The sequence below is a fragment of the Comamonas sp. HJ-2 genome (assembly GCF_053615495.1).
Map to the genome: position 1 here is coordinate 1 of NZ_JBSIFD010000033.1, position 21617 is coordinate 21617.

General features: G+C 51.0%; 21 protein-coding genes. 15 read left to right on the forward strand and 6 right to left on the reverse strand.

The window, feature by feature from the left end; translation table 11 throughout:
* The first annotated feature begins 171 nt into the window (after positions 1-171).
* Positions 172-1041 (forward strand): hypothetical protein, encoded by an 870-nt coding sequence (locus ACWGXF_RS21625; protein WP_452102485.1) that lies wholly within the window; start codon positions 172-174, stop codon positions 1039-1041.
* An 86-nt stretch (positions 1042-1127) separates the two neighbouring features.
* Here ACWGXF_RS21625 and ACWGXF_RS21630 read toward each other — a convergent pair whose 3' ends face one another.
* The 6 genes from ACWGXF_RS21630 to ACWGXF_RS21655 form a co-directional block, all read right to left on the reverse strand.
* Positions 1128-1742, reverse strand: coding sequence for a DUF6012 family protein (locus ACWGXF_RS21630; RefSeq protein ID WP_046461886.1), 615 nt, complete (start codon positions 1740-1742; stop codon positions 1128-1130).
* A 24-nt stretch (positions 1743-1766) separates the two neighbouring features.
* Positions 1767-2009 carry a hypothetical protein gene (locus ACWGXF_RS21635; RefSeq protein WP_131667129.1) on the reverse strand — a complete coding sequence of 81 codons (243 nt, stop codon included), beginning with the start codon at positions 2007-2009 and terminating at the stop codon, positions 1767-1769.
* Positions 2010-2029: 20 nt separating this feature from the next.
* On the reverse strand, positions 2030-2479 hold the full coding sequence (locus ACWGXF_RS21640) for a hypothetical protein (protein WP_046461888.1): 450 nt from the start codon (positions 2477-2479) through the stop codon (positions 2030-2032).
* 443 nt (positions 2480-2922) lie between these two features.
* Positions 2923-5160: a DNA topoisomerase 3 gene (locus ACWGXF_RS21645; RefSeq protein WP_046461889.1), complete on the reverse strand. Its 2238-nt coding sequence runs from the start codon at positions 5158-5160 to the stop codon at positions 2923-2925.
* A 3-nt stretch (positions 5161-5163) separates the two neighbouring features.
* Complete coding sequence (locus tag ACWGXF_RS21650; protein ID WP_034394005.1) at positions 5164-5502, reverse strand: hypothetical protein; 339 nt, start codon at positions 5500-5502, stop codon at positions 5164-5166.
* Between the two features lie 15 nt (positions 5503-5517).
* On the reverse strand, positions 5518-6150 hold the full coding sequence (locus ACWGXF_RS21655; RefSeq protein ID WP_046461890.1) for a hypothetical protein: 633 nt from the start codon (positions 6148-6150) through the stop codon (positions 5518-5520).
* A gap of 61 nt (positions 6151-6211) precedes the next feature.
* Between ACWGXF_RS21655 and mobH the strand changes: the two genes are divergently transcribed.
* The 14 genes from mobH (at position 6212) to ACWGXF_RS21725 (ending at position 21606) form a co-directional block, all read left to right on the forward strand.
* Entirely contained in the window at positions 6212-9748 is a 3537-nt protein-coding gene (gene mobH / locus ACWGXF_RS21660) for a MobH family relaxase (protein ID WP_263282103.1), read from the forward strand.
* A gap of 2 nt (positions 9749-9750) precedes the next feature.
* Positions 9751-11619, forward strand: a complete 1869-nt coding sequence (gene traD, locus ACWGXF_RS21665) for a conjugative transfer system coupling protein TraD (protein WP_034367679.1) — start codon at positions 9751-9753, stop codon at positions 11617-11619.
* Positions 11620-11625: 6 nt separating this feature from the next.
* On the forward strand, positions 11626-12228 hold the full coding sequence (locus ACWGXF_RS21670) for a hypothetical protein (RefSeq protein ID WP_131667130.1): 603 nt from the start codon (positions 11626-11628) through the stop codon (positions 12226-12228).
* On the forward strand, positions 12185-12814 hold the full coding sequence (locus tag ACWGXF_RS21675; RefSeq protein WP_034394014.1) for a DUF4400 domain-containing protein: 630 nt from the start codon (positions 12185-12187) through the stop codon (positions 12812-12814). The genes ACWGXF_RS21670 and ACWGXF_RS21675 overlap by 44 nt, the downstream gene beginning before the upstream one ends.
* A 219-nt stretch (positions 12815-13033) precedes the next feature.
* A complete protein-coding gene (gene traL, locus ACWGXF_RS21680; protein ID WP_034367684.1) occupies positions 13034-13315 on the forward strand; it encodes a type IV conjugative transfer system protein TraL in 282 nt (93 codons plus the stop codon).
* The gene (locus ACWGXF_RS21685; RefSeq protein WP_046461891.1) at positions 13312-14001 is read left to right on the forward strand and encodes a TraE/TraK family type IV conjugative transfer system protein; all 690 of its coding nucleotides are present in this window, start codon (positions 13312-13314) and stop codon (positions 13999-14001) included. The genes traL and ACWGXF_RS21685 overlap by 4 nt, the downstream gene beginning before the upstream one ends.
* The gene (locus ACWGXF_RS21690) at positions 13985-14992 is read left to right on the forward strand and encodes a TraK domain-containing protein (RefSeq protein ID WP_046461892.1); all 1008 of its coding nucleotides are present in this window, start codon (positions 13985-13987) and stop codon (positions 14990-14992) included. Before ACWGXF_RS21685 ends, ACWGXF_RS21690 begins: the two co-directional genes overlap by 17 nt.
* A 5-nt stretch (positions 14993-14997) precedes the next feature.
* Complete coding sequence (locus tag ACWGXF_RS21695) at positions 14998-16338, forward strand: TraB/VirB10 family protein (RefSeq protein ID WP_034394017.1); 1341 nt, start codon at positions 14998-15000, stop codon at positions 16336-16338.
* Between the two features lie 49 nt (positions 16339-16387).
* Positions 16388-17044 (forward strand): type IV conjugative transfer system lipoprotein TraV, encoded by a 657-nt coding sequence (traV, locus tag ACWGXF_RS21700; protein WP_080944491.1) that lies wholly within the window; start codon positions 16388-16390, stop codon positions 17042-17044.
* A gap of 17 nt (positions 17045-17061) precedes the next feature.
* Positions 17062-17478 (forward strand): TraA family conjugative transfer protein, encoded by a 417-nt coding sequence (gene traA / locus ACWGXF_RS21705; protein WP_046461893.1) that lies wholly within the window; start codon positions 17062-17064, stop codon positions 17476-17478.
* Positions 17479-17655: 177 nt separating this feature from the next.
* Entirely contained in the window at positions 17656-18339 is a 684-nt protein-coding gene (locus ACWGXF_RS21710; RefSeq protein WP_452102486.1) for a DsbC family protein, read from the forward strand.
* Positions 18339-20789, forward strand: coding sequence for a type IV secretion system protein TraC (gene traC, locus ACWGXF_RS21715; protein ID WP_452102487.1), 2451 nt, complete (start codon positions 18339-18341; stop codon positions 20787-20789). Before ACWGXF_RS21710 ends, traC begins: the two co-directional genes overlap by 1 nt.
* Positions 20786-21094, forward strand: coding sequence for a hypothetical protein (locus ACWGXF_RS21720; RefSeq protein WP_034394022.1), 309 nt, complete (start codon positions 20786-20788; stop codon positions 21092-21094). Before traC ends, ACWGXF_RS21720 begins: the two co-directional genes overlap by 4 nt.
* On the forward strand, positions 21091-21606 hold the full coding sequence (locus ACWGXF_RS21725; RefSeq protein WP_046461896.1) for a S26 family signal peptidase: 516 nt from the start codon (positions 21091-21093) through the stop codon (positions 21604-21606). Before ACWGXF_RS21720 ends, ACWGXF_RS21725 begins: the two co-directional genes overlap by 4 nt.
* The last annotated feature ends 11 nt before the right edge of the window (positions 21607-21617 follow it).

Consider the following 21617-nt stretch of genomic DNA (forward strand, 5'->3'; position numbering starts at 1 on the left):
ACTTAACCCGACCCCAGCTCGTCTCTCTCATCTCCCGAGCCTACCTCAGCTGCGACCGGCATTTGTGCAACAACGCCTGGCGAGTTCACTCTACCGAATGGAACTGTTCAGAAGGGCACATCCATCCAATACACCCCCAGTGATGAGGATCTTGCGGCGCAAACGATTAACGTGACCTACACGGCATGGGCACAAGGTTTCCGTGAAGATGGGGCTGAGTCCACCTACGTTTTCAAGACAAAGGTTTGGGAGTATGTGTGGCCAACCTTTGGCTTGGAGATCAAGAGAACCGCAAAGGTTGCACCTTCAGAGGTGACGGTCAAGATCCGGCCTATCGCATTCAGTGGCAACCTTGAAGAGCCTACCTATAGCTGGACTCTTCCTGTGAAAGCAGTCGTTACGGACTCTAGCAAGGCGACACAACGCACCTTCAAGATCCTTGAAGACGGTGTGTATGAAATTGGCGTTGTCGTGAAAGATGCCCGTGGCCATGAGACTGTAATCAAGCAAGATTTGGCTATTGCTGAATCTGCCCCTTACAAGGTGGATCTTCAGTACTCTGGGTCGAATGCAATCAACCGCGCTCCCCTGGATGTCTTGCTACGACCATATGTGACTGGTGGCCATCCGCTTGATCGCATCGACACACGCTCGTTCACCGTGAATGGTGAAAAGCTGGATGTCGCTGGTCACTATGGCCGAATCACTCTCAATGCCGGTAATCACGATGTTGCGTTCAGCATCCGCAGCAAAATGGGTGAGGAAGCTGAGGCAAAGGTACGGATCAGTGTGAAAGAAAACACACCGCCAACATGCACGCTCACTCAGCGAGAAACAGTCGGCTCCTGGCTCTTCTATGCATCCTGCAAAGATGAAGATGGCCGCATGAGATCCTACGAATGGACGGTAGACGGAGAGGTGAAAGCGGTTACAGGTGATCGCCTGACGCTGAACCGCATTGGCGATGCAAAAAAGCCTAATGTCCAGCTGATCGGCATCGATGATGCAGGCGGGCGTTCGCAGCCAGCCGCGCTGCAGTAACGCTCAGTAGCTGCCAATGACAAAGGCCTGCGCTCATCGGGAGCTGCAGGCCTTTTTTGCGCATGACGGGTGCCCAAGCGACAAGCTCATGCAGGAGCAGTAAATGCCATTTCTGCAGTTGGATTTCTGCTGTACAGATCTGTCTCACTTCTGAATAAAACACGCTCACGTTCTACTGTGTGGAGATGGAAGATCTCAGAACGCTCTGTGATGCGGCCAGCCTCATCCAAACTATCCTGAATGTTCCCGTCCCGGTAGCGAGGCAACAACTCCATGCGCGGTTGAGCTGATGCTGGTGTCCAATTTTGTGCAGATGATGGCCAACGGTTTCCAAATCCGCCAAGTCTGGGAGACATTGAGTGCCATAGGACCATGCTCTCAGTTATCGCATCCATCTCTGAATCCAAGATCACGTACTGGACCTTATGGCTTACAACGCGCTCCGCGCCTACTGCCCAGCGTGTGATGGTCGTGAGCTGGTTGATGCGAGTGGGAGACTCTATCAAGAGTCCGTTGATGGCTTTTTGACCGACCTTACGGCAACCGACCAGGTAGTTCTTGTTGGGGTACGGACGCCTTGCCACCAGCTCATGTCCATTTCGAAGGAATATGCCGAGCGTCGGACATTCAAAATCGATCAACGAGCATTCGTCTTCAATTGAGCGGAAGGCGTACAAGCGTGGGATGAGATGCAGCAGCATTGAGAGTTCAAATTTCCAAAAGAATCAGCGTTTGACGCCCGACACAAGAATTGCCTTTTCAACATGCAATGAAGCGATGGCGACTTTGAGCTTGAGGATCTTGTTGGCCTGGAACTTGGCGATGAATGTCAGCACCAGGGCAACAATCGACGAAACTCCGGCAAGCACCTGGGCGCGGGCACTTGACGCATCCGCGCTGTTTGTTGCGCCGTAAAAGGCGACTGCGGCACATGCGAGCAGCAGTACTGACGCGATGAGAACTGTCATGTTGATGACTCGGTGGAAATTCATGTAGCGCTTTCGGCTGTGACGGAGATTGGTGCAAAGCCAGAATGCACAGAAAGGGCTGTAGCAGCTTTTTTTACATTCGGGCGGGGTAGTAGCGGGTGGCCTTTTTCAAGCACTCCAACGAGCGATTCGGCGCGCTCGCGCGCATCCGCAGGCAAGGCCTGGGCTATCGCATGCATAACGTCAAACAGAGCCAGCATTGCGGTGTAATCCTCAAGCATTGCGCGTGGTGATTTGCCGCACTGATGAAACACCGTGCCCGCTTCCGCGAAGAGAAAGGCATTCCCGATGCTCTCGTGCTCATCTGCAGCACCCTGGCTTCCAGTAATTGCCAGAACTCTGGCTTTGTTGTTCTTGGCATTCACGCCGATGATCGGCCGGTCATTGACCACATGTGTGCAGGCCTCGAAGTCATCATCTGTAGGCTTGAAACGTTGCAAATAGGTCATTCTTGGACAAGCTCCATATCGAGATCAGTCCCTTGGCCAGGGAGAGGAGCGCGCTGCCAGCTATTCCATTGATCGATAGCTGTGACCAGCATTGGCACACTGAGTCCTCCCCAGATGTCCTCAGCTCGAAAGGTGCTGGGCGGCTCTAGGCCACAGATGCAGCTCAACCAGACTGCGCAGAAATCCTCGCCTCCGCGCTCGGAGTGCAGGTTGAAGTGCGTTCGGTTGCCACATGCAGGACAGGGACAGATATCAACGCTGGATTTGAGAGCGACTGAACGTGCTGACATTAATTTCCTTCTTCGAGGTGAATGCAGTTTCTTCAATGGAGCTGAGGGAGGGGCCGTGAAGCTGGAGCTTCACAACAAGTTAAAGCGCATGGGAAAAATGCAAGTCCGCCTGGATCTGCGTTGTCGATGTGTGAAAACTTGCCTAGAAGAGCCTTAGCTATTGAAGATCCTTAGCTTTCCCTTGGCACCAGGCTTGGGCTTGACGAAGGGCAGAATCCCTTTGCAGTTCGGATAGTCGCAGCACCCCCAGAAATTCTGAGCGCGCTTCCCGTCCTTAGGCTTACCTTTGCGCAGCTTGGTAGGACCGCCGCAGGTTGGACAGTCGGGTGCGTCTTCATCGCTGGCAAGCGGCTTTTGCGGCTTGCCGCGACTGTCGCTGCAGGTCTTCTTACATTCGGCGTTCTGACAACCCCAGAACATCCCGTTGGAACCTTTGAAGCGCATCATCTGGCCGCCACAGCCGAAAACGCATTCGTGCTTCTGGGGCATGGCGGCTTCAAAGGCTTTGGCCATCGGTCCGTCCGCTTGTGACAGGACTGGAGCAGCAGCCTTGAGCTGGTTGACCATCGAGCAGACCCAGTTTGTAATCTTGGCTTCAAACGCGGCCACAGGAATCGTCCCGTCCTCAATACGGTCCAAGTCTTGCTCCCACAAGGCGGTCATCGACGGCTGTTTGATTGCCGGTGGGAGGATGGCCATGAGCGCATGGGCCTTGTCCGTCGCGCGTATAGCGCGTTTCTTACGAACGAAAAATTTGCGCACCACTGCACCCTCAATCATTCCTGCGCGGGTGGCAGGGGTGCCAATGCCTGATTTCTCGTTGAGGACCTTCCGCAACTGCTCGTTGGTTTCGAAGCGCGCAATGTTCTCCATCGCGCCAAGCAATGCGGCTTCGGTGAAATAGGGCAGCGGGCGCGTCACTTTTTCGCCCAGCTCGGTCTTGGCCAGGATGCAGGCATCACCCGTAACCACTGCCGGAAGCGCAGCAGAACCGGTGCCTTCTTGTTCATCTGCAACTTCTTCGTCTGGGGGGTCGATGTCGATGTCACTGCCGAAGGCCGATTTCCAGCCAGGGCTGGTTGTCACATTCCCAGTGGCCAGGAAAAGATGAGGGCCGCATTGGACTGTGATTTCCGAACGCAGGTACTCATGTGCAGGTAGAAACTGCGCCAGGTAGTAACGGCGCACGATGTCATAGATATTGCGCTCTTGTTCATTCAGGCTGTCGATTGAACCGGCTTGAAAGGTGGGAATGATGCCGTGGTGTGACGTAACCTTAGAGTCGTTGAACACACGGCATTTGCGCTCGGGATCGACCAGTTGCACAAGGCCTGCGATGCTTGGGTCAGTTTTGACCATGGCGCTTAGTACATCGGGCACATCTCCCTGCTGGTCCTGAGGCAGATACCGGCTGTCAGATCGCGGGTAGGTCAGTAGCTTGTGCTTTTCGTATAGTGCCTGTCCGATAGCCAGCACCTCATCGGCGGTGTAGCCCCAGCGCTTGTTCGCGTACTGCTGTAGCGATGTGAGATCGAACAGCAGGGGGGCAGTCTCCGACTCTGGCTTTTGTTCCGAGCGAACAATCTGAGCAGCAGCACCGTTGCATGCCTGTGCCGCGCCACGGGCAAAGTCCCCTTGATTGCATCTGCCGTTGGCATCCGCGTGAGTCTGCGGAGGTTTCCAGCTGGCCTTGAAGCTCCCCTTGGTCGTGTTGACCTGGGCTTGAATGGTCCAGAAGGGGGTAGGTTGGAAGCTTGCGATGGCGCGCTCGCGTTCACACACCAGATTGACCGTTGCTGTGAGCACGCGACCAATGTTCAATATCTCGCGGAAGCCAATGGATCTTGCCAATGCGGTGTACAGGCGAGTCAGGTTCATCCCGACAAGGAAATCTGCGCGGCTTCGGGCCAATGCCGCATGAAAGAGCGGAAGGGTTTCACTGCCGTCTTTGACATTGGCCAGCGCCTTCTTAATGCTCTGGTTATCCAAAGCGGTAAGACACACCCGCTTTATTGGACCTTTGTAGTTGGCCTGGGCCAACAAGATTCTGCCAATGGCCTCACCTTCACGGTCGAAGTCCGTAGAGATGTATACGGTCGAAGCTTTCTGTATCAAACCCAACACGGTCTTTGTCTGCTTGGCCGTTTTTTCCTTCATTTTGTAGCCCCATGACGAAGGCACAAACGGAAGCAGGCTCAGGTCACTCCAGGACTCATAGCCTTCATATCGTGGGTCGTAGTCCTCTGGCATCAACTGCTCATACAGGTGGCCAAAGCCCCAGGTGACGGCGATATCGCCGCCTGTGATGTAGCCATCGTTGTACTGGCGCACGCCCAGCACTCCTGCAAGGTCTTTGCCTTGGGCTGGCTTCTCGCAGATATACAAATCCATGATTCACGCTCGCCCGATGAGTTGAGAGCGCTCTTGCTCGTTGGCTGTGCTTGGGCGGTGCATTTCTTCCACCATGGCCAATGCTTCGGGGCATACGAAAATCATGCCTCGGCTGATGTTCGCTACGTGTCTGCGCAAGGCCAGCGCAACCATGTACTCAGGATGTCGTATCCCTAGCCAAAACGAATGAATGCTGACCTCGCCTAAGACGAAAGCAGCGCAAACATTGAATCTATGTTTGAGCTTGTGTTTCAAGGGGCGATTGCGCCAGACCTCGACTGGGTTGTGTCCGCAGAAGCGGTCGTGCAGTTGCAGATCGCGTGGATTGTTCTGGAAGTACATTGCAGCCTCTTAGAGCTAGCCCTTGCAGCTCTTGATGCTGGCTGGGCGAGTGGAGTTGCGAACAATGTCCTGCTGGGATTCTGAAATCGTTGTGCCAGAACAAAATGCCTTCCAGGCGTCCTTGTAACCCTGATAGTTGTGGTTAGGCCGACTGCAGCTGCTCATCGCTTCGGCTGGAACTTCCCCCTTGGCTTGCGTGACGAACTTCCAATCTTGTTCGGTCATGCCCTGGCCAGCGTTGCAATAGCGCTCCCAGCGGCGCATTTCATAAATGGCATAGCTGGTTTTGTTCGTGGTGGGGGCTGGCTTGGCTGCAGACCTGCTCAGGAGGGCGCGCATCTCGTCAATGCTTGGGCCGATGATCGCTGGTGTCGCTTTTGGGGAGGGCTTTGGCGCGAGGGCCGGGGATTTGGCGGGTGTATAGCTTTGCGTCTGTGAGTCCTCATTGCTAAGCACATCGACAAAGCCTGGTTGGTGTAGCGCGGCTCCACCACGGCCAATATTGTCCCAGGCCACTGTCAGGTGGCGGTGCGTGCGCTGGGGCTTGTCGTCTTCTTTGATGACAACAGGTTCCGGGGGCTTGGATTGGAAAGCCGCGCAGCCAGATAAAACGCCTGCAGCAAGAAGCAGTGATAGGTATGGACGCATAGCGCCTTGACTCCTTTGAAATCAGATAAAAAATTCTAGAAGTCAGTCCCCAGATACCTTGATGCGCGATTTGCCCGTAATGGGCCACTCCGTAATCTTGTCTTGGAAGGCTTTTGGGGGAGCATCGGCGGATTGTTTTAAAGCACAGTCCATGCCTCCAGATTTACTCGCTCCATTTTTGAAAACGCTCAAGGGGATATTTGTGTCCCCTCGTGCGCCATCGAATGTGCGCTCCAGTGGAAGCGGCAGGATCTTGGACATCGATGAAGAGGACATTCCAAGGTATCCCCCTTTCGCCAAGGGCATGCCCGTCGCGCCTGTGGATCGGGTCATGGCTACCCAAGCTGAATTGGTAGAGCGCATTCGCATGGCGCTGGGGTTCAAAAAAGAAGACTTTCATCGCCTGGTTGTCCCGGTCATCGAGCGCTATGCGTCTTTTGTCCATCTGCTACCCGCATCAGAGGCACACCATCACCGTGGGGCCGGAGGGCTGTTTCGTCACGGCCTTGAAGTGGCGTTCTGGTCAGCGCAAGCCTCTGAGGGGGTTATCTTTTCGACCGAGGGCACACCGCGTGAGCGCCGCGACAACGAGCCAAGATGGAGGCTGGCCAGCTGCTTTTCTGGATTGCTGCATGACGTTGGCAAGCCGTTGTCCGATGTGTCGATCACCGACCGCAACGGAAAGATCGTCTGGAACCCCTATGGGGACTCGCTCTATGAGTGGGCACGCAAGAACAACGTGGACCGCTATTTCATTCGCTGGCGCGACAAAAGGCATAAGCGTCATGAGTCGTTCTCGTTGCTGACAGTAGATCGCATTCTTCCTGACCAGACACGCGGCTTCCTGAGCGAAAGCGGCCCCAAGATCATGGAGGCGATGCTTGAGGCCATCTCAGGTACTGGGGTTAATCAGCCTGTGACAAAGCTGATGCTGATGGCTGACCGGGAGAGTGTGGCCCGTGACCTGAAGCAGTCGCGCCTGAATGTCGATGAGTTCTCATATGGCGTGCCTGTCGAGCGATATGTGTTCGATGCAATACGCCGATTGGTAAAGCAGGGCACTTGGAAAGTGAACGAGCTGGGCGCGAAAGTTTGGCACTTGAAGCAGGGCGTATTCATCGTCTGGAAGCCCGCCCAGGACATCACGGATCTGGTTGAGAAGGACAGGATACCGGGCGTTCCGCGCGATGCCGACACCTTGGCCGATATCCTGGTTGAACGTGGTTTCGCTGTATCGAACATTGTTTCCGAAAACGGAAATATGGCCACATACCGCTACTGGGAGGTCATGCCCGATTTGGTGAAGGCCCAGGGGTTGGAGAAACCTCTCCTGATGCTTCGGCTGGAATCTCCTGATTTGGTTTTCACAACCGAGCCACCTCCAGCGGTCGAAGGGGTAGTTACAGGCGAAGCAGCGGCAGAAGAGGTCGCTCTCAACGTGCAACTGACAGATCTGAATGCTCCAGCCGTTGCACCAGGTAGCAGCACCGAAAATGACTGGAAGGATATGCGCTTTCCGCCAGATGAATCGGCGCAGTCGGCTGCGGCATCAACAGCACCAGCACCCGCACAAATACCGATTCAAACGGCAGGACAGACCGCAGCCCACACTTCATCATCTGCACCAGTTGCTCAAAGCACAGGAGCTAATGTAAGCGCGCAAGGTGCGCCTGCTGTTCAGCCGCCTTCTGAGTCGAACTCAAACATGCTGGCGCTGATACCCGGCTTGATTCAGTCGCCCTCGGTTGCTGGCGTAGATGAAGATGGAATCGGCGTCAGTGCTGAAGTGCTCAAGGCCGAGCAGGATGCCATGTCCGCCTTGGCCGGGATAGGCATGATGGGATTGGACATGTTTGCACCTGTCCCCTCCCCAGTGCCAGCAGCTGCAGCGCAACATAAGCCTGATCCGCTGCCAACGCCTCCAAACTCATCTGTAGCTGAATCACCTGCACCGCCAAAAACGGAACATGACCATGTGAGTTCGGTAGAAGTCTCTCCTATGCAGATGCTGGCGCAGGCAACAGGCTCAAAACCGGACGTGGATGCTCCTGCAACTGTAGGTCCTGCCAATGATTTTCTGGCAGTACTGACAGCAAATTATCCGAGCGCAACAGAGTCGCATACTCCATCTTCGATGCCTCAAAGTGCAGGGCAGGCGACGGGTAAGAGCGCTACAAAAATCAAAGCAAATAGGGCTGATAGACCAAAGCCTGAGGCTGCAAAGGGGGGACGACCAGCAGCTGCTCTAGAAACAGTGGAACAGTCGAAGGGCAGTGGCAAGGATGGAGTGCATAAGGCTGCAATGCCTCCATCTGCACCCCCCCCCGCTGCCGTCCATGCAGCAGCTCGACCTCCTGCGGTGGAAAGTGCTACCGCGCCCGACTCAATGCCAGAGACATCGCACGTCTTGCCTCCCTCATCTGAATACAACCCTCTCCAAGAGCTGATTGATCTCAATATCGGTTTGGGATTTGACCCTTTGCCTGAGCATATGCGTCTGGCCAACGATGTGGTCGAGCCTGTCCTTTCAGAGGAACCCATAAGCACGCAGTCGGAGCCAGGAGCTGGCCCTGTCGATCTCTCAAGAGGCTTGGCTGAGGTACTGGCTCAATACGGATCTCAAGTGCAGGCATTGATCATGGCTGCCGTGATGCCGGTATTGCTGCGCGATATGACCCTTGGGGAACTTTTGTTCATGCATGGTCAGCAGGCGGCGATCTATTACCCAGAGGGAGCAAGGAAGATTGGCGGCGATGCCTCTGAGGTAATCAAGATACTGGCCCAGCAACAAGCAATTTCCATCAATCCAGCAACTCCAGGCCGCTATGTCTGGGACTTTGACGGCTACATGGGCATTGTGCTTTGCGAGCCTATATCTGAAGCGATACGGGTGGCGCTCGCTCAAGCAGGAGAGCAGGAAGAAGCTGGAATCTGTCAGCTGGCAATGATGGCTCCAGTGCAATTCATTGAGGTCACACCGAGCGAACCTACTCCAATGGACAAGCTGCGTGGAGCTGCATTGGCGGAAGCAGTCTTGAACACGGGCTTCAAGATGCCTGTTCGCCAGAAGCGCACCAAGACAGCCTTGCGTGATGACAAGCCCAAAGGCCGAGGGACAGATCCAGGCCTGGGCATCGCAGAGGCTGCAGCTCCGCGTCAATCTCCACTATTTATCCCGGCCCATGAAAAGCGTACTGAAAGTCAGCCGTCAGTAGCCCTGGCCATTGAACACGAGATTTCCAAGGTGTCATCCAGCCCAGCTGCTGGAGCGGAAGAGAGGGCCGATTCACAAGCTCGTCCAAAGGGCAAGAAGGACAAGCAGAACGCGGCGAAGCCCGATACAGGCGAAGTGATAGAGGTGCGCGTCGATCCCATCGAGCGCGCATTCCAACGGTTGATCGAAATGATTAAGGCGGGCAATGGACCGTGGCTTGCATCGGCGCCTATTCGTGAGGGAGAAAAGCTTTTGGTGGACAAGCGCACCCTTCAGCTGATGACCAACGACTTGATAGGCGTGGAGTTGATGACGGTGCACTTCAAGATGAGCAGCTTTGGCTTCAAGGTCCGCGAAAACCAATTAATTTATTCGGAGAAATAGAGATGGCAATTGAATACGATGCTTTGGCCTATGAGATGCCCTGGCGGCCAAACTATGAAAAGCGCGCGGTCATGGGGTGGGGGCTGGCCACCTTTGGAGCAATGTGTGTGCAGCAGGTCACAGAGATGCCCCCGCAGCCTTTCTACTGGATGGCTGGTATAGGTGCGACTATGGCCATGGCCAGACTTCCGAAGGCCTACAAGCTTCACAAGCTGCAAGAGCACCTTAAGGGCAGACCACTGGAATTCATCAAGATTTCAGAGGTGCAAAAGATGATCAGCAAACACAAGGATGAGCTGTGGCTCGGCAAAGGCTTCATCTGGGAAAACCGCCACGCACAGCGCGTTTTTGAGATCCTGCGCAGAGACTGGTCTTCCATCACCAACCAGAAGTCATTGCTCGAAACGCTGCTGCTGAGGCTGAACCTCAAAGCTTCCAAAGAACTGGAGATGGGTCAACCCTGGATTCATGGGGTGGAACCGAATGAGGTGGATCTGTATCAGCCCTTGAAGCATGTAGAAGGGCACTCACTTTGGGTCGGGACAACGGGTAGTGGCAAAACGCGCGCATTCGATGTGAATATTGCCCAGGCCATCATGCGCAATGAGGTGGTCATCATCATTGATCCCAAGGGGGATAAGGAGATGCGCGACAACGCGCGGCGTACTTGTGAAGCGATGGGCACCCCGGAGCGCTTCATACAGTTCCATCCTGCCTTCCCGGAAGAGTCCGTGCGAATAGACCCGCTTCGCAATTTCACACGCGGGACAGAGATTGCTTCCCGTCTGGCGGCGCTCATCCCGAGCGAAGCTGGCGCTGATCCCTTCAAGTCGTTCGGCTGGCAGGCCTTGAACAATATCGTTCAAGGCCTGCTGATCTGCCACGAGCGTCCCAACTTGATCAAGCTGCGCCGCTACCTTGAAGGCGGTGCTGAAGGCCTGGTTGTAAAGGCTGTTAAGACCTATTCTGAGAAGGTTGACCCACATTGGGAAGAGAAGGCCGCACCGTACTTGGAAAAGGTCAAGAACGCCAGTCTCGACAAACAGGCTGTGGCTCTGATGAAGTTCTATCTGGCGGAAATACAGCCTACTTTCCCAAGCTCCGAGCTGGAGGGGCTGCTGAACATGTATCAGCATGACGCCACCCACTTCGGCAAGATGGTGTCGAACCTCTTGCCCATCATGAACATGCTGACTTCCGGTGATATCGGGGCACTGCTCTCGCCAGATCCAAACGACCTGAGCGACGAGAGGCCCATAACTGATAACGCGAAGATCATCAACAACGGCATGGTTGCCTACATCGGCCTGGACTCGCTCACAGACAGCATGGTGGGCAGTGCAATCGGATCAATTTACTTGTCGGACCTGACAGCGGTGGCGGGTGATCGCTACAACTACGGCGTCGATAACCGACCAGTCAATATTTTTATCGATGAAGCTGCTGAAGTCCTCAATGATCCAACTATTCAGCTGCTCAACAAAGGGCGGGGAGCAAAGATGCGATTGTTTGTTGCGACACAAACGATTGCAGATTTCACAACACGCTTGGGCAGTCAAGAGAAGGCGCTACAAGTTCTAGGTAATATCAACAATATTTTTGCTCTTCGCGTCACAGACACTGAGTCGCAAAAGTACATAGCGGAAAATTTACCTATGACGCGCGTGAAGTACGTCATGCGCAACCAAGGACACAACACAGACGGCGATCAACCAATCATGCATGGTGGCAACCAGGGGGAGCGCCTGATGGAGGAAGAAGCAGAGCTTTTTCCGTCTCAGCTGCTGGGGATGCTGCCGAACCTGGAGTTCATAGGGAAGATTTCAGGCGGGCGTGTGGTAAAGGGGAGGTTGCCGATATTGACTTCATAAGAGGATATGAAAAAAAACAATTCTGAAAAGTATCGGAACTATGAGGTCATTTCAATGATTGACACGACTTTGCCTTTTACTATGGTTGAAAAAATCAAGGCAAATAGTAAGAAAAGTAATGAATTACTAAGTGTTTTGCAGTTTGATTGGCCTGATGTTGAATTGGTACTTCAGAAGTTAACAAGGTATGTAACTGCAGGAATCCAAGCCGATAAGAAACCTGTAATACAGACTATTATTGAAGAAGCTTTGGAGCAGTACGCGGTTCTCTTGATTGAAAACAACGGGAAAAAAATACTAGATCCAATACGCCTTGGAATGTTTCTTAAGTGTTTGATTGATGAAACAGTACTGGCGCTTCGAGTGAAAGTCTGTTCAAGCAATGGAAGCTCTTGGGATGTCTCTCAAGGAATTCCATTTGCTGACTGGGTAATGGTAAATAAGCCAAGGATAACGATTCATGAGAGCAGTGACTTTACTTTGGATGATGATTTAATTAGTAGAAGGTATGTCTATGATTACATCACCAATGAAAGAATCAAAAAAGTATTGCGGAGAGTAAATTATGAACAAACCGTGGTTTGTGGTGGTGATTCTGCTTCTCCTTGAAGCAACAGTAATTTTGCTTTTGATTCCAGGTGATTGGACCAAAAAGCAAATACATATTGAACAGAAATATGTAGAGCAAACACTAGGCGAGGACACTAGAGAGTGGGTGAAGAAGAGGGCAAATGGCTGGTATAACTACGCAATACTCGATTCCGGGTTTTATGAGGGTGCGCTGAATACGCTTATTCCTACTGAAACTGAGAAAAAACGCTCTCGTGGAATGGAGAAGATGGGGCAGGATTGGTTCGCCTGGGTTGAAGGACGACTGAATGCATTCATGAATGCCGCATACCAGTTCTTTTCACGACTTGCACTTCTCATGGCCTGGTTGCCTTACATGTTGATCTTGTTCATTCCGGCGAGCTACGATGGGTTGATGACCTGGAAAATCAAACGGACCAACTTTGACTACTCAAGCCCAGTCATGCATCGATATGCAGTTCGCGGAGCGAGCTACTTGGTGTTCGGTCTGTTAGCAGCGTTTATGGCTCCCATCGCGTTGAACCCGATCATCATCCCTGTGGCGCTGATGGGCACTATCGTCTTGATAGGTCTGGCCATGGGTAACGTCCAGAAGCGAATTTGATAGCAACAGCATCCAACCGCGTATAAGAAGGGCATCCATTTGGGGTGCCCTTCTTTTTTGGCTGAGGCAAGGAAAGACTTTTTCGCATGCGAAAAAGATAGATTGCCAGCCGATGCTTCTTACAGCGCCCGATAGTGCTGGAGTTGCCCTCTATGGGCGTTTGGTCATGCACGTTTTTCCTTTGAACTCTGAAGAATTCGAGTCAAGGAGAAAGTTCGCATGAAGTTGATTGAAATCCCTCGTCGTATCGATGAGCCGCCACATCTGATGCTCTGGAGCGCCGATGAATTAGCTCCCATGCTGCTAGGGCTTGTTGTGGGTGTTGTGGTCGGCAAAGCTCTGCTTTGCGTGCTGGCCGGGATGCTTGTCACAAACCTCTACCGTCGATTCAAGGACAGCAATCCTGATGGCTATTTGTTGCACATGCTCTATTGGACTGGTGCAGCCTTCTCCAAAGGACGCTCGATGGTCAACCCATTCATCAGGACGTTCGTGGCATGAACATCAATAATTACCTGAAGAAGTATGCGTGGATGCAGACTGAGATCCATTGGGGTCGAGTTTTTATGGGGGGTCTTATTGCGATCAATGCTTTATTGGTCGTAAAAGTCCTCACCAAAGAAACCATTGTTGAAATAGTCCCATTCACATTAACTGAAGACGCTTGGCTGGGTGAGAAATCTGCATCACGATCATATAAAGAGTCTTGGGCATTGGCATTTGCACAGTTGTTCGGCAACGTAACACCCGCAACAGTGGACTTTGTTAAGACACGGACAACACCATTTTTCGCTCCAAAAATTTACTCTCAAATCATTGAAATTCTTGAGGTGCAGTCTCGGCAAATCAAAGATGACCGAGTTTCACTCCGTTTTGAACCGCGTCATGTTGAATATGAAATGGGAACGGATAAGGTGTTTGTTTATGGGTATTCGTTTGCCAAGGGAGCAAGCTCTAAAGAGTCGCGTACTGACAGAACGTATGAATTCCGCATAAAGATTGCCAAGTATGCACCTCAAATTGACTACATCGATACATACGCCGGTCGGCCGCGCACAAAAACCATTGAAGCGAATCTGAAGCGCAAAGAAGAACAAAGAGAGATGCGCGAGGAAAAAGAGAAAAGAATCCAGGAGCAGAACGAAGATGATATGCAAAGAAATTCGAGTGATGAAAGCGAATTCTAAATACCTGCTGGCCGTGAGCCTTGCAATTGCTGGTCATGTGCATGCACAAGATAAAACACCGGCCATGGATGATATCCCTGTGGTGCCTGCTGGAGTCATGCGTGACAACGTTCCGGCTCCGATAGGAAGTCGATCTGCTGTGGCTAACAATCAGAAGGCCAGGGGCCAAGGTGCTGAAGCAGGTGTGGACTCTGGAAATTTCTCAGGGAATATCAACAGTAGTTCACATATAACGATGAAGCCAGGGGTGAACCAGATCATTCCAATTGCTATTGGGCATCCAAATCGTATTGTGACTCCATTTAGTACACCCGATATCACCTCTACGACTCTTAGTTCCGGTGGTGGAGGGGGTGAGAAAGATAAATGCGGTGAAGTCTGTATTAAGGACAACGTAATTTATATCGCCACTCTTAAAGAAAGCCCTGTGACGATGTTCATCACCGAGAAGGGGAGTGAATCGCAAGCACTAAGTTTGACGATGATTCCACGCAAAATTCCACCGCGCGAAGTATTCGTTAAGCTTGATGGCTCATTTGCTGGTGGTATGGGTGGGGTCCGGGCTAGTGCAAATGCCAAAGCTGAGGCTTGGGAAACTAGCCAGCCTTACATCGAAACTATCAGAACGCTGTTCAGAAAACTCGCGCTGAATGAAATCCCTCAAGGGTTCACGATGACAGCGACACCGCGCGAACTCGCAGCAAAGGCACCTAAGTGTTCTATCCCTGGGCTGTCGGTTGATTTCGCAGCAGGCCAGTACATGGCTGGCCATAACCTGAATGTTTATGTCGGCGTAGCGCGTAACGACAGCCAGGATCTGGTTGAGTTTCGTGAATCTCAGTGTGCAAACTGGAATACAGCAGCCATCACCAGCTGGCCACTGAAGGTGCTGGAGCCAGGACAGCGCACAGAGGTCTATGTGGCAGTGAAGCAAGGGCATGCTCCTAGCTCGATGTCTCAGCGTCCATCCCTGATAGGAGGCCGGAATTGAATTTGATGCAGCAATGGGGGCAGCTGACCCCCAAGGTCAAACGGCTGGTTGCGGTATCTGCAATCGGTGTAGTCATCCTTGGTGCTATGGCACTGACCACCTCGCCACCAGAAGAAAAAAAACAACGAGGACGCCATGAATCCATCAAGAGCATCCTGACTGATAAGAACACGCGGGACGTTGGCATCGACTCAATTTCTGGCTCCCTGAAAGCGCTGGAAAATAGGATGAAGGGAGTTGAGCGCGAGCAAGAGCGCATAAAGAAAGAGGGAGTAAGTCAAAAGCCTGACTCAACCTCGGAAGAAAATACGGCTGAGAGCGCTCGCATGAGGGCTGATATTGACCGTTTGATTGATATGGTCGAGGCGAAAAATCCTGCCCCTCCCAAAGGTGATGAAGCTGGAAAGGGGGCTGAAGCTGGAGGGAGCAAGCCTGGTGGGGAACCAGCTGTGGTGCAGCAAAGCTATATTGATCAGAAAGTGGACTTCAACGACCCTGCCTCGGTATTCAAATCCGCACCTCTTCCCCACACCAAGAAAATTCGTCAACACGATCATCCAGGAGGAACAGACACTGGTGAAAGTGACGACAAGCAGGTTGCAGGTCTGAATGCAGAGCAGCAAGAAATGCGGATCGTAAGTATTTCTCAAGCAGAAGAAAAGTCGAAGTCGAAACCCAAAGAGGACGAGTCGCAAACCATGTCGTATTTGCCAGCAGGTTCCATTATTACTGGAACGCTGATAAATGGTATGGATGCTCCAACTGGTCAAGGTGCGCGCAAAGATCCATTCCCATCAACTCTACGCATTCAGAAAGAGGCAATTCTGCCTAACAAGTTTCGCGCCGATGTCAGAGAGTGCTTCATGATTCTCTCTGGGTATGGGGACCTAAGCTCAGAGCGTGCGTATTTACGCGGTGAGACATTCTCTTGTATCAGGGAGGATGGTGGAGTTATTGAAGCTCGGCTTGACTCGTATGCGGTTGGTGAAGATGGAAAAGCTGGTGTAAGAGGTCGATTGGTTTCAAAACAAGGACAGATGGTCGCTAAAAGCCTGATTGCTGGTTTCTTAGGCGGAGCATCAAAAGCAATGGACGTTAATGTAGTCCCAACCATCAACACGACTGGCTCAAATCGAACCGAATTCCAGTCTCCATTGTCTTCCGATCTTTTCCAAGGCGCGGCAGTTAAGGGGGCATCGAGCGCATTAGATCGAATTGCCAAGTTCTATATCGAAATGGCGGAAGGTATTTTCCCAGTCATTGAGATCGATGCTGGGCGTCAATTGGATGTGATTGTGACGCGCGGCGCGCGACTGCAGATCCGCAACCTGAAGCGCAAGCGCTAGAACAAAACATGAATTGTCCGAAACGGGCAATTTGGAGGTGAAGCAAAAAATGAAGTTGTCCTTACGATCCGTTCAACGTGTGATTCTTCCCGCTGTAGCAGTGCTGCTCAGTGGCTGCTCGATGATGAATATCGGGGCAGAGGATTACGGATGTCCAGGCCTTCCGAACGGCGTGCAATGCATGTCAGCTCGGGATGTCTATGTCGCTACCAACAATGGGCAAGTTCCTGCCCCGATGGTCAGGGGAAGGGAGGCTGAGCAGCATGAAGCTGAGATGGTCCACAAGACCGGCGTAGGTAAATCCAATGAATCGGGCGTTAAGCAGGCGAGTCCAAACGATGTGGTTGATAACTATGTGGCCCCAAGGTTGCCTGATCGCCCGGTCCCAATCCGAACACCAGCTCAAGTCATGCGGATTTGGGTTGCTCCATGGGAGGACAGCAATGGAGATCTGAACACTACTGGATACATATACACAGAAATTGAACCCAGGCGCTGGGTGGTCGGTGAACCGATGACGGCCTCCGATCCAGTGCTCAGGCCACTTCAATCACTGGACGCACCAACGACAGGCATCGGCAATACCGCGATGAGTGCAGAGCGTGAAGCTCGCCTGGAGAGACAGCGAGAGGAGAGGGAGATTCGCCAAGAGCAGATACAGCAACAGCGAGAAATCGCCTCTCAAAAACGGAATCGACTTAATTAAACAATAGGAGTTCAAGCATGAGCACACTCACACACAACAAGCTGATTGCCCTGAGCCAGAGCAATTTCGTGGCAAAGGTCAAAAAGAAGCATTTGATCGCTGGTGGCCTGGTACTGGCAAGCATCGTTGTTCTGATGACCCCTGACTTCGCATTGGCGGGCGGCGGTGGCTCCGAGTTCGACGATGTATGGAACACCCTCAAGGACTGGACACAAGGTACGCTGGGTCGCATTGTGGCGGGCGCAATCATCCTGGTGGGCATCATCGGCGGAATTGCACGTCAGAGCTTGATGGCCTTTGCCATGGGCGTTGGCGGTGGCATGGGCCTCTACAACGCGCCAACGATCATCGAATCCATCATGTCGGCAACCATTCCGGTAGCCCACAAAGCAGTGCCAAGCCTGATCACGATGTGCAACGGCCTCGGCTGCTAAGTCAACCGGCAAAATCAAGACATCGAAAGAGCGCCCAACGGGCGCTCTTTCTTTTTCAGGGATCGGGTGAAAGTGCTTGGGTTGCCCATTATGGGCTTCCACCGAAGAGAGACTTTAGCAGCCTCAAAACTAGACTGGAAACATCTATAACTGGGGTTTCGCATGCGAAAAAGTTTCTTGCTCGCCGTTCTGTCTGGTGCGTTGTCCATAGCAAACGCAGCACCACTTGAAATTACTGATGCTCGTGGGGCGAACATCGAAGACATGGTGAAGCTGCCTGTTAAAGGGCTTCAGGCAATTCAAAGTAAGGGGCAAATTATGTTCGTTAGCGATAACGGACGATTTGTATTTACTGGCCAAGTAATTGATCTTTGGTCCAAAAAAGAGCTGAGCACTATGAAACAGATGCGGGACGCATCTGAAACTCTCAACTTCAAAGCACTTGGCCTCGACCCCAAAAGCTTGAACGCAATCAGCATTGGTACAGGGAAAAATGAGGTCGTGGTATTTGTAGACCCATACTGTGCTGTGTGTCACAAGTTGATGACCGAATCAAAATCATTGCTGAAAGACTATACGTTCCGCTTTATTGTTGTTCCTGCACTAGGCGATAAATCGAACGTGCTTTCCAAGCAAATATTCTGTGCAAAGGATAAGAATAAAACATTCGAAGCCTTCACGACTAATGCAATTCAAAGCTTAGCCCAAATCCCCAACTGCAATACTGAAGGGTACGACAAGACACTTATTGCAGCCCAGATTTTGGGCGTTGAAGGTGTCCCTATGGTAATAGCTCCCAATGGACGATATGCGAAAGGCTATCCTGCAAAGATGGCTGAATGGCTTGCGGGGAATAAATAATGCTGGCAACAATTCGAAAAGTTGAAGGCGACACATATATTCCTGCCTCATGCAGAGCCGCCACTCTTTTTCCGGTACTCGCATATGATGAAGATCAAAAGCTATTTATCTGTGATGATCAAACAGTAGGCTTTGGGTTCATCTGTCAGCCTCTCAATGGCGCAGATGAAAAAATACAAGATCGTGTTAATGGGTTCATGACACAGGACTATCCCAAAAACACGATAGCTCAATTTTTCTCGTTTCGCTCCCCTGACATTAGCCAAGAAATCTACAAAATTCTTGGTCTGAGAGATGGATTTCGACATGAGATTCTATCCGCGACTATCCAAGAGCGTGCTGAATTCTTAAAAAAGCATACTCGGGAAAGAATAACGGCCACGAATGATCGAGGTATCTATGATAACGGGATCGTACATGATCAAAAATTGATCATATCTTTCAAGATACCAATCTCAGGTCGCTTCCCAACTGAAAAAGAGTATCTGGAACTGAAACAGATACGAACGAAATGTGAAGCTTCAATTCAGAGCATAGGTGTTGCACCGCATGCAATGACTTCAGCTCAATACAAGCGTGTGATGGGGACCATCCTTAATTGGGGCACTGATGCGAGTTGGAAGCACGAGAATGACAATCTCGATCAGGACAAAGCTATATGCGATCAGCTTCTGGACTTTGATACGCAAATAGATGTCTATAAGAACAAATTAGTCATTGGTGACTATCACGTCAAAGTTCTCTCAGCCAAAAAGACACCAGACAAAATGTTCTTTGGTGATGCACTGGCATATATCGGGGATCTGAATGGTACTGATTCAGGGGTCAAGGAAAACTACTTCATCTGTATGAATGTTTTCTATCCTGACCATGAATCGGAAAAAACGAAACTTGAACGCAAGCGGCAATTCACGGTGAACCAGGCGTATGGACCGCTGCTGAAATTTGTTCCTGTATTGGCCGATAAAAAGCACAGTTTCGATGTTCTGTATGAATCGTTGAAAGAAGGCTCCAGGCCCATTAAGACAACATACACGTTGGCTATCTTCGCTCCGACAGCTGAGCGAGCCGAAGAAGCTGCGACTAAAGCGCGAAATATCTGGCGAGAGTCACGATTTGAAATGATGGAGGACAAATTTGTTTGTCTTCCAATTTTTATTAATCATCTCCCATTGTGCACTGATCGCAAGGCAATTCTTGATTTATATCGCTACAAAACGATGTCCACAGAGCAAGTGGTTCCAATGTTGCCGATATTTGGTGAGTGGAAAGGAACTGGGACATTCCATGCAACATTGATATCCCGCAACGGGCAAATCATGAGCCAGTCGTTACATGACAGCGATACCAACAAAAACTTGGTCATAGCGGCTGAATCTGGTTCTGGAAAGTCGTTTGAAGTAAATGAACTCATTACTTCATATCTTTCTGAGGGTGCGCAGGTCTGGGTTATTGATGCTGGGCGATCTTATGAAAAGCTCTGCGCAACATTGAAGGGGGAGTTTGTGCACTTTGGGGAAAACTCCAAAGTTTGCTTAGCCCCATTTGCAAATATTGAAGAGTTTGACGAAGATGAAGATGCAATTAATGCGAATATTGCAGCAATGGCATCTGCAAAGGGAACCCTAGATGAGTGGCAGATAGCTTCATTGAAACGTGTCATTAACGAAATTTGGCATGAAAAGGGAAAAAAGACACAAATCGACGATATTGCGGAACGATGCTTGAAGAGTGGTGATACTCGATTAAGCGATATTGGGACTCAGTTGTATGCATTTACATCGAAGGGTAGCTACGGTAAGTATTTCAAGGGCGACTTTGCAACACAGTTCCAATCCCAATTAACAGTGGTTGAGCTTGACGACTTGCAAGGACGAAAGCATTTGCGTCAGGTTGTCCTTCTGCAGCTTATTCAGCAGATCCAGAACGAAGTTTTCCTGGGTGAAAAGAACAGAAAGAAGGTTGTAATCATTGATGAGGCTTGGGACCTGTTGAAGGAGGGGGAGGTTGCTGTATTCATGGAGCACGCATACCGAAAGTTCCGTAAGTATGGCGGTTCTGTGATTATTGCCACGCAATCAATTAATGACCTTTATGAGAATGCCGTAGGTCGAGCAATTGCGGAAAACTCTTCTAGTATGTACCTGCTAGGACAAACAGCAGAATCGGTGGAATCGGTTAGGGCAACAAAGCGACTGTCATTGTCAGATGGTGGGTATAACACACTTCTAACGGTGCACACAGTCCAAGGCGTATATTCAGAGATTTTCTTGAAAACAAAAGCGGGCATTGGTGTAGGGCGCTTGATTGTTCCTGATTTTCAGAAGCTACTCTATTCAACCAACCCGGTTGATACTAACCAGATTAAAAGATCTTTTGATCAAGGCTTTAGCTATGCTGAGGCTATCCGTCACGTAATTAGAGAACGCCAGCAAGGGGTACGTCAATGATTTCCAAAACAACATTCGCAATTTTCTCTGTCGTCCTGGTTGCTATGAATGCAGCTGGATATTACTACCTAGATAAAAAAATTGATAAGAGGCTTAGCCAGATTCCTAATATTGCAGTTGTCGATCTGACGAAATTGGCCTCTAGTTACCCGCAGGGGGCTACGCCTCAAGAAGTCGATGCGCTCATGGTGCAGACCAATAATGGAATTCTGAAGCTGAAAGAGGCCGGATATCTGGTTATTGACGCCGGGGCAGTCTTGGCTGCTCCACAAGACATTATTGTGGATCAGGAACTATTTAAATGAAGCTTGTTGTCAAGAAGCAGGCTTGGAAGGTCTATTTACCTAAGTTAGCATCAGTAGGTCTTTTTATACTTCTAGGCGGCGGTGCATTTATGTCTCGCTACCGTATTGGAATTGATTCGCAAATTGATAGGTGTATACCAAACTATTCGGTGTATCTAATTGATCTGAAAAATCAAAATATTGAGAAAGACAAGATATACGCATTCAAGGCAAACGGACTCCAGCCGTTGTTTAAGGATGGAACTTGGATGGTGAAATATCTTCGCGCAATTCCAGGAGATGTGGTCGAGGTTGATCCGCAGATGGATGTGAAAGTTAACGATAGGACACTGGCAAGCGGCCTGCCATTGATCATGAAGATTGGAGGAACCGAGAAGAGCTTTGTGGGGAAGAAGAAGCTTATGGATGATCAATACTGGGTTATGGGAAGCAGCTACACCAGCTTTGATTCGCGTTACTGGGGAACCATCAAACAGGAGCAAATAATTGGTCGCGCATATCCGATTTTCTAAGGTGATTTCGC

What these genes read in the sequence shown, in the direction of transcription:
- ACWGXF_RS21645 (WP_046461889.1), bottom strand. Translation starts at nt 5,160, where the DNA reads ATGGATTTGTATATCTGCGAGAAGCCAGCCCAAGGCAAAGACCTTGCA.
- traL (WP_034367684.1), top strand. Translation starts at nt 13,034, where the DNA reads ATGAAGTTGATTGAAATCCCTCGTCGTATCGATGAGCCGCCACATCTG.
- ACWGXF_RS21670 (WP_131667130.1), top strand. Translation starts at nt 11,626, where the DNA reads ATGAAAAAAAACAATTCTGAAAAGTATCGGAACTATGAGGTCATTTCA.
- mobH (WP_263282103.1), top strand. Translation starts at nt 6,212, where the DNA reads ATGCGCGATTTGCCCGTAATGGGCCACTCCGTAATCTTGTCTTGGAAG.
- ACWGXF_RS21655 (WP_046461890.1), bottom strand. Translation starts at nt 6,150, where the DNA reads ATGCGTCCATACCTATCACTGCTTCTTGCTGCAGGCGTTTTATCTGGC.
- ACWGXF_RS21725 (WP_046461896.1), top strand. Translation starts at nt 21,091, where the DNA reads ATGAAGCTTGTTGTCAAGAAGCAGGCTTGGAAGGTCTATTTACCTAAG.
- ACWGXF_RS21640 (WP_046461888.1), bottom strand. Translation starts at nt 2,479, where the DNA reads ATGACCTATTTGCAACGTTTCAAGCCTACAGATGATGACTTCGAGGCC.
- ACWGXF_RS21690 (WP_046461892.1), top strand. Translation starts at nt 13,985, where the DNA reads ATGAAAGCGAATTCTAAATACCTGCTGGCCGTGAGCCTTGCAATTGCT.
- ACWGXF_RS21720 (WP_034394022.1), top strand. Translation starts at nt 20,786, where the DNA reads ATGATTTCCAAAACAACATTCGCAATTTTCTCTGTCGTCCTGGTTGCT.
- ACWGXF_RS21635 (WP_131667129.1), bottom strand. Translation starts at nt 2,009, where the DNA reads ATGACAGTTCTCATCGCGTCAGTACTGCTGCTCGCATGTGCCGCAGTC.
- ACWGXF_RS21685 (WP_046461891.1), top strand. Translation starts at nt 13,312, where the DNA reads ATGAACATCAATAATTACCTGAAGAAGTATGCGTGGATGCAGACTGAG.
- ACWGXF_RS21650 (WP_034394005.1), bottom strand. Translation starts at nt 5,502, where the DNA reads ATGTACTTCCAGAACAATCCACGCGATCTGCAACTGCACGACCGCTTC.
- traV (WP_080944491.1), top strand. Translation starts at nt 16,388, where the DNA reads ATGAAGTTGTCCTTACGATCCGTTCAACGTGTGATTCTTCCCGCTGTA.
- traA (WP_046461893.1), top strand. Translation starts at nt 17,062, where the DNA reads ATGAGCACACTCACACACAACAAGCTGATTGCCCTGAGCCAGAGCAAT.
- ACWGXF_RS21695 (WP_034394017.1), top strand. Translation starts at nt 14,998, where the DNA reads ATGCAGCAATGGGGGCAGCTGACCCCCAAGGTCAAACGGCTGGTTGCG.
- traD (WP_034367679.1), top strand. Translation starts at nt 9,751, where the DNA reads ATGGCAATTGAATACGATGCTTTGGCCTATGAGATGCCCTGGCGGCCA.
- ACWGXF_RS21630 (WP_046461886.1), bottom strand. Translation starts at nt 1,742, where the DNA reads ATGCTGCTGCATCTCATCCCACGCTTGTACGCCTTCCGCTCAATTGAA.
- traC (WP_452102487.1), top strand. Translation starts at nt 18,339, where the DNA reads ATGCTGGCAACAATTCGAAAAGTTGAAGGCGACACATATATTCCTGCC.
- ACWGXF_RS21675 (WP_034394014.1), top strand. Translation starts at nt 12,185, where the DNA reads ATGAACAAACCGTGGTTTGTGGTGGTGATTCTGCTTCTCCTTGAAGCA.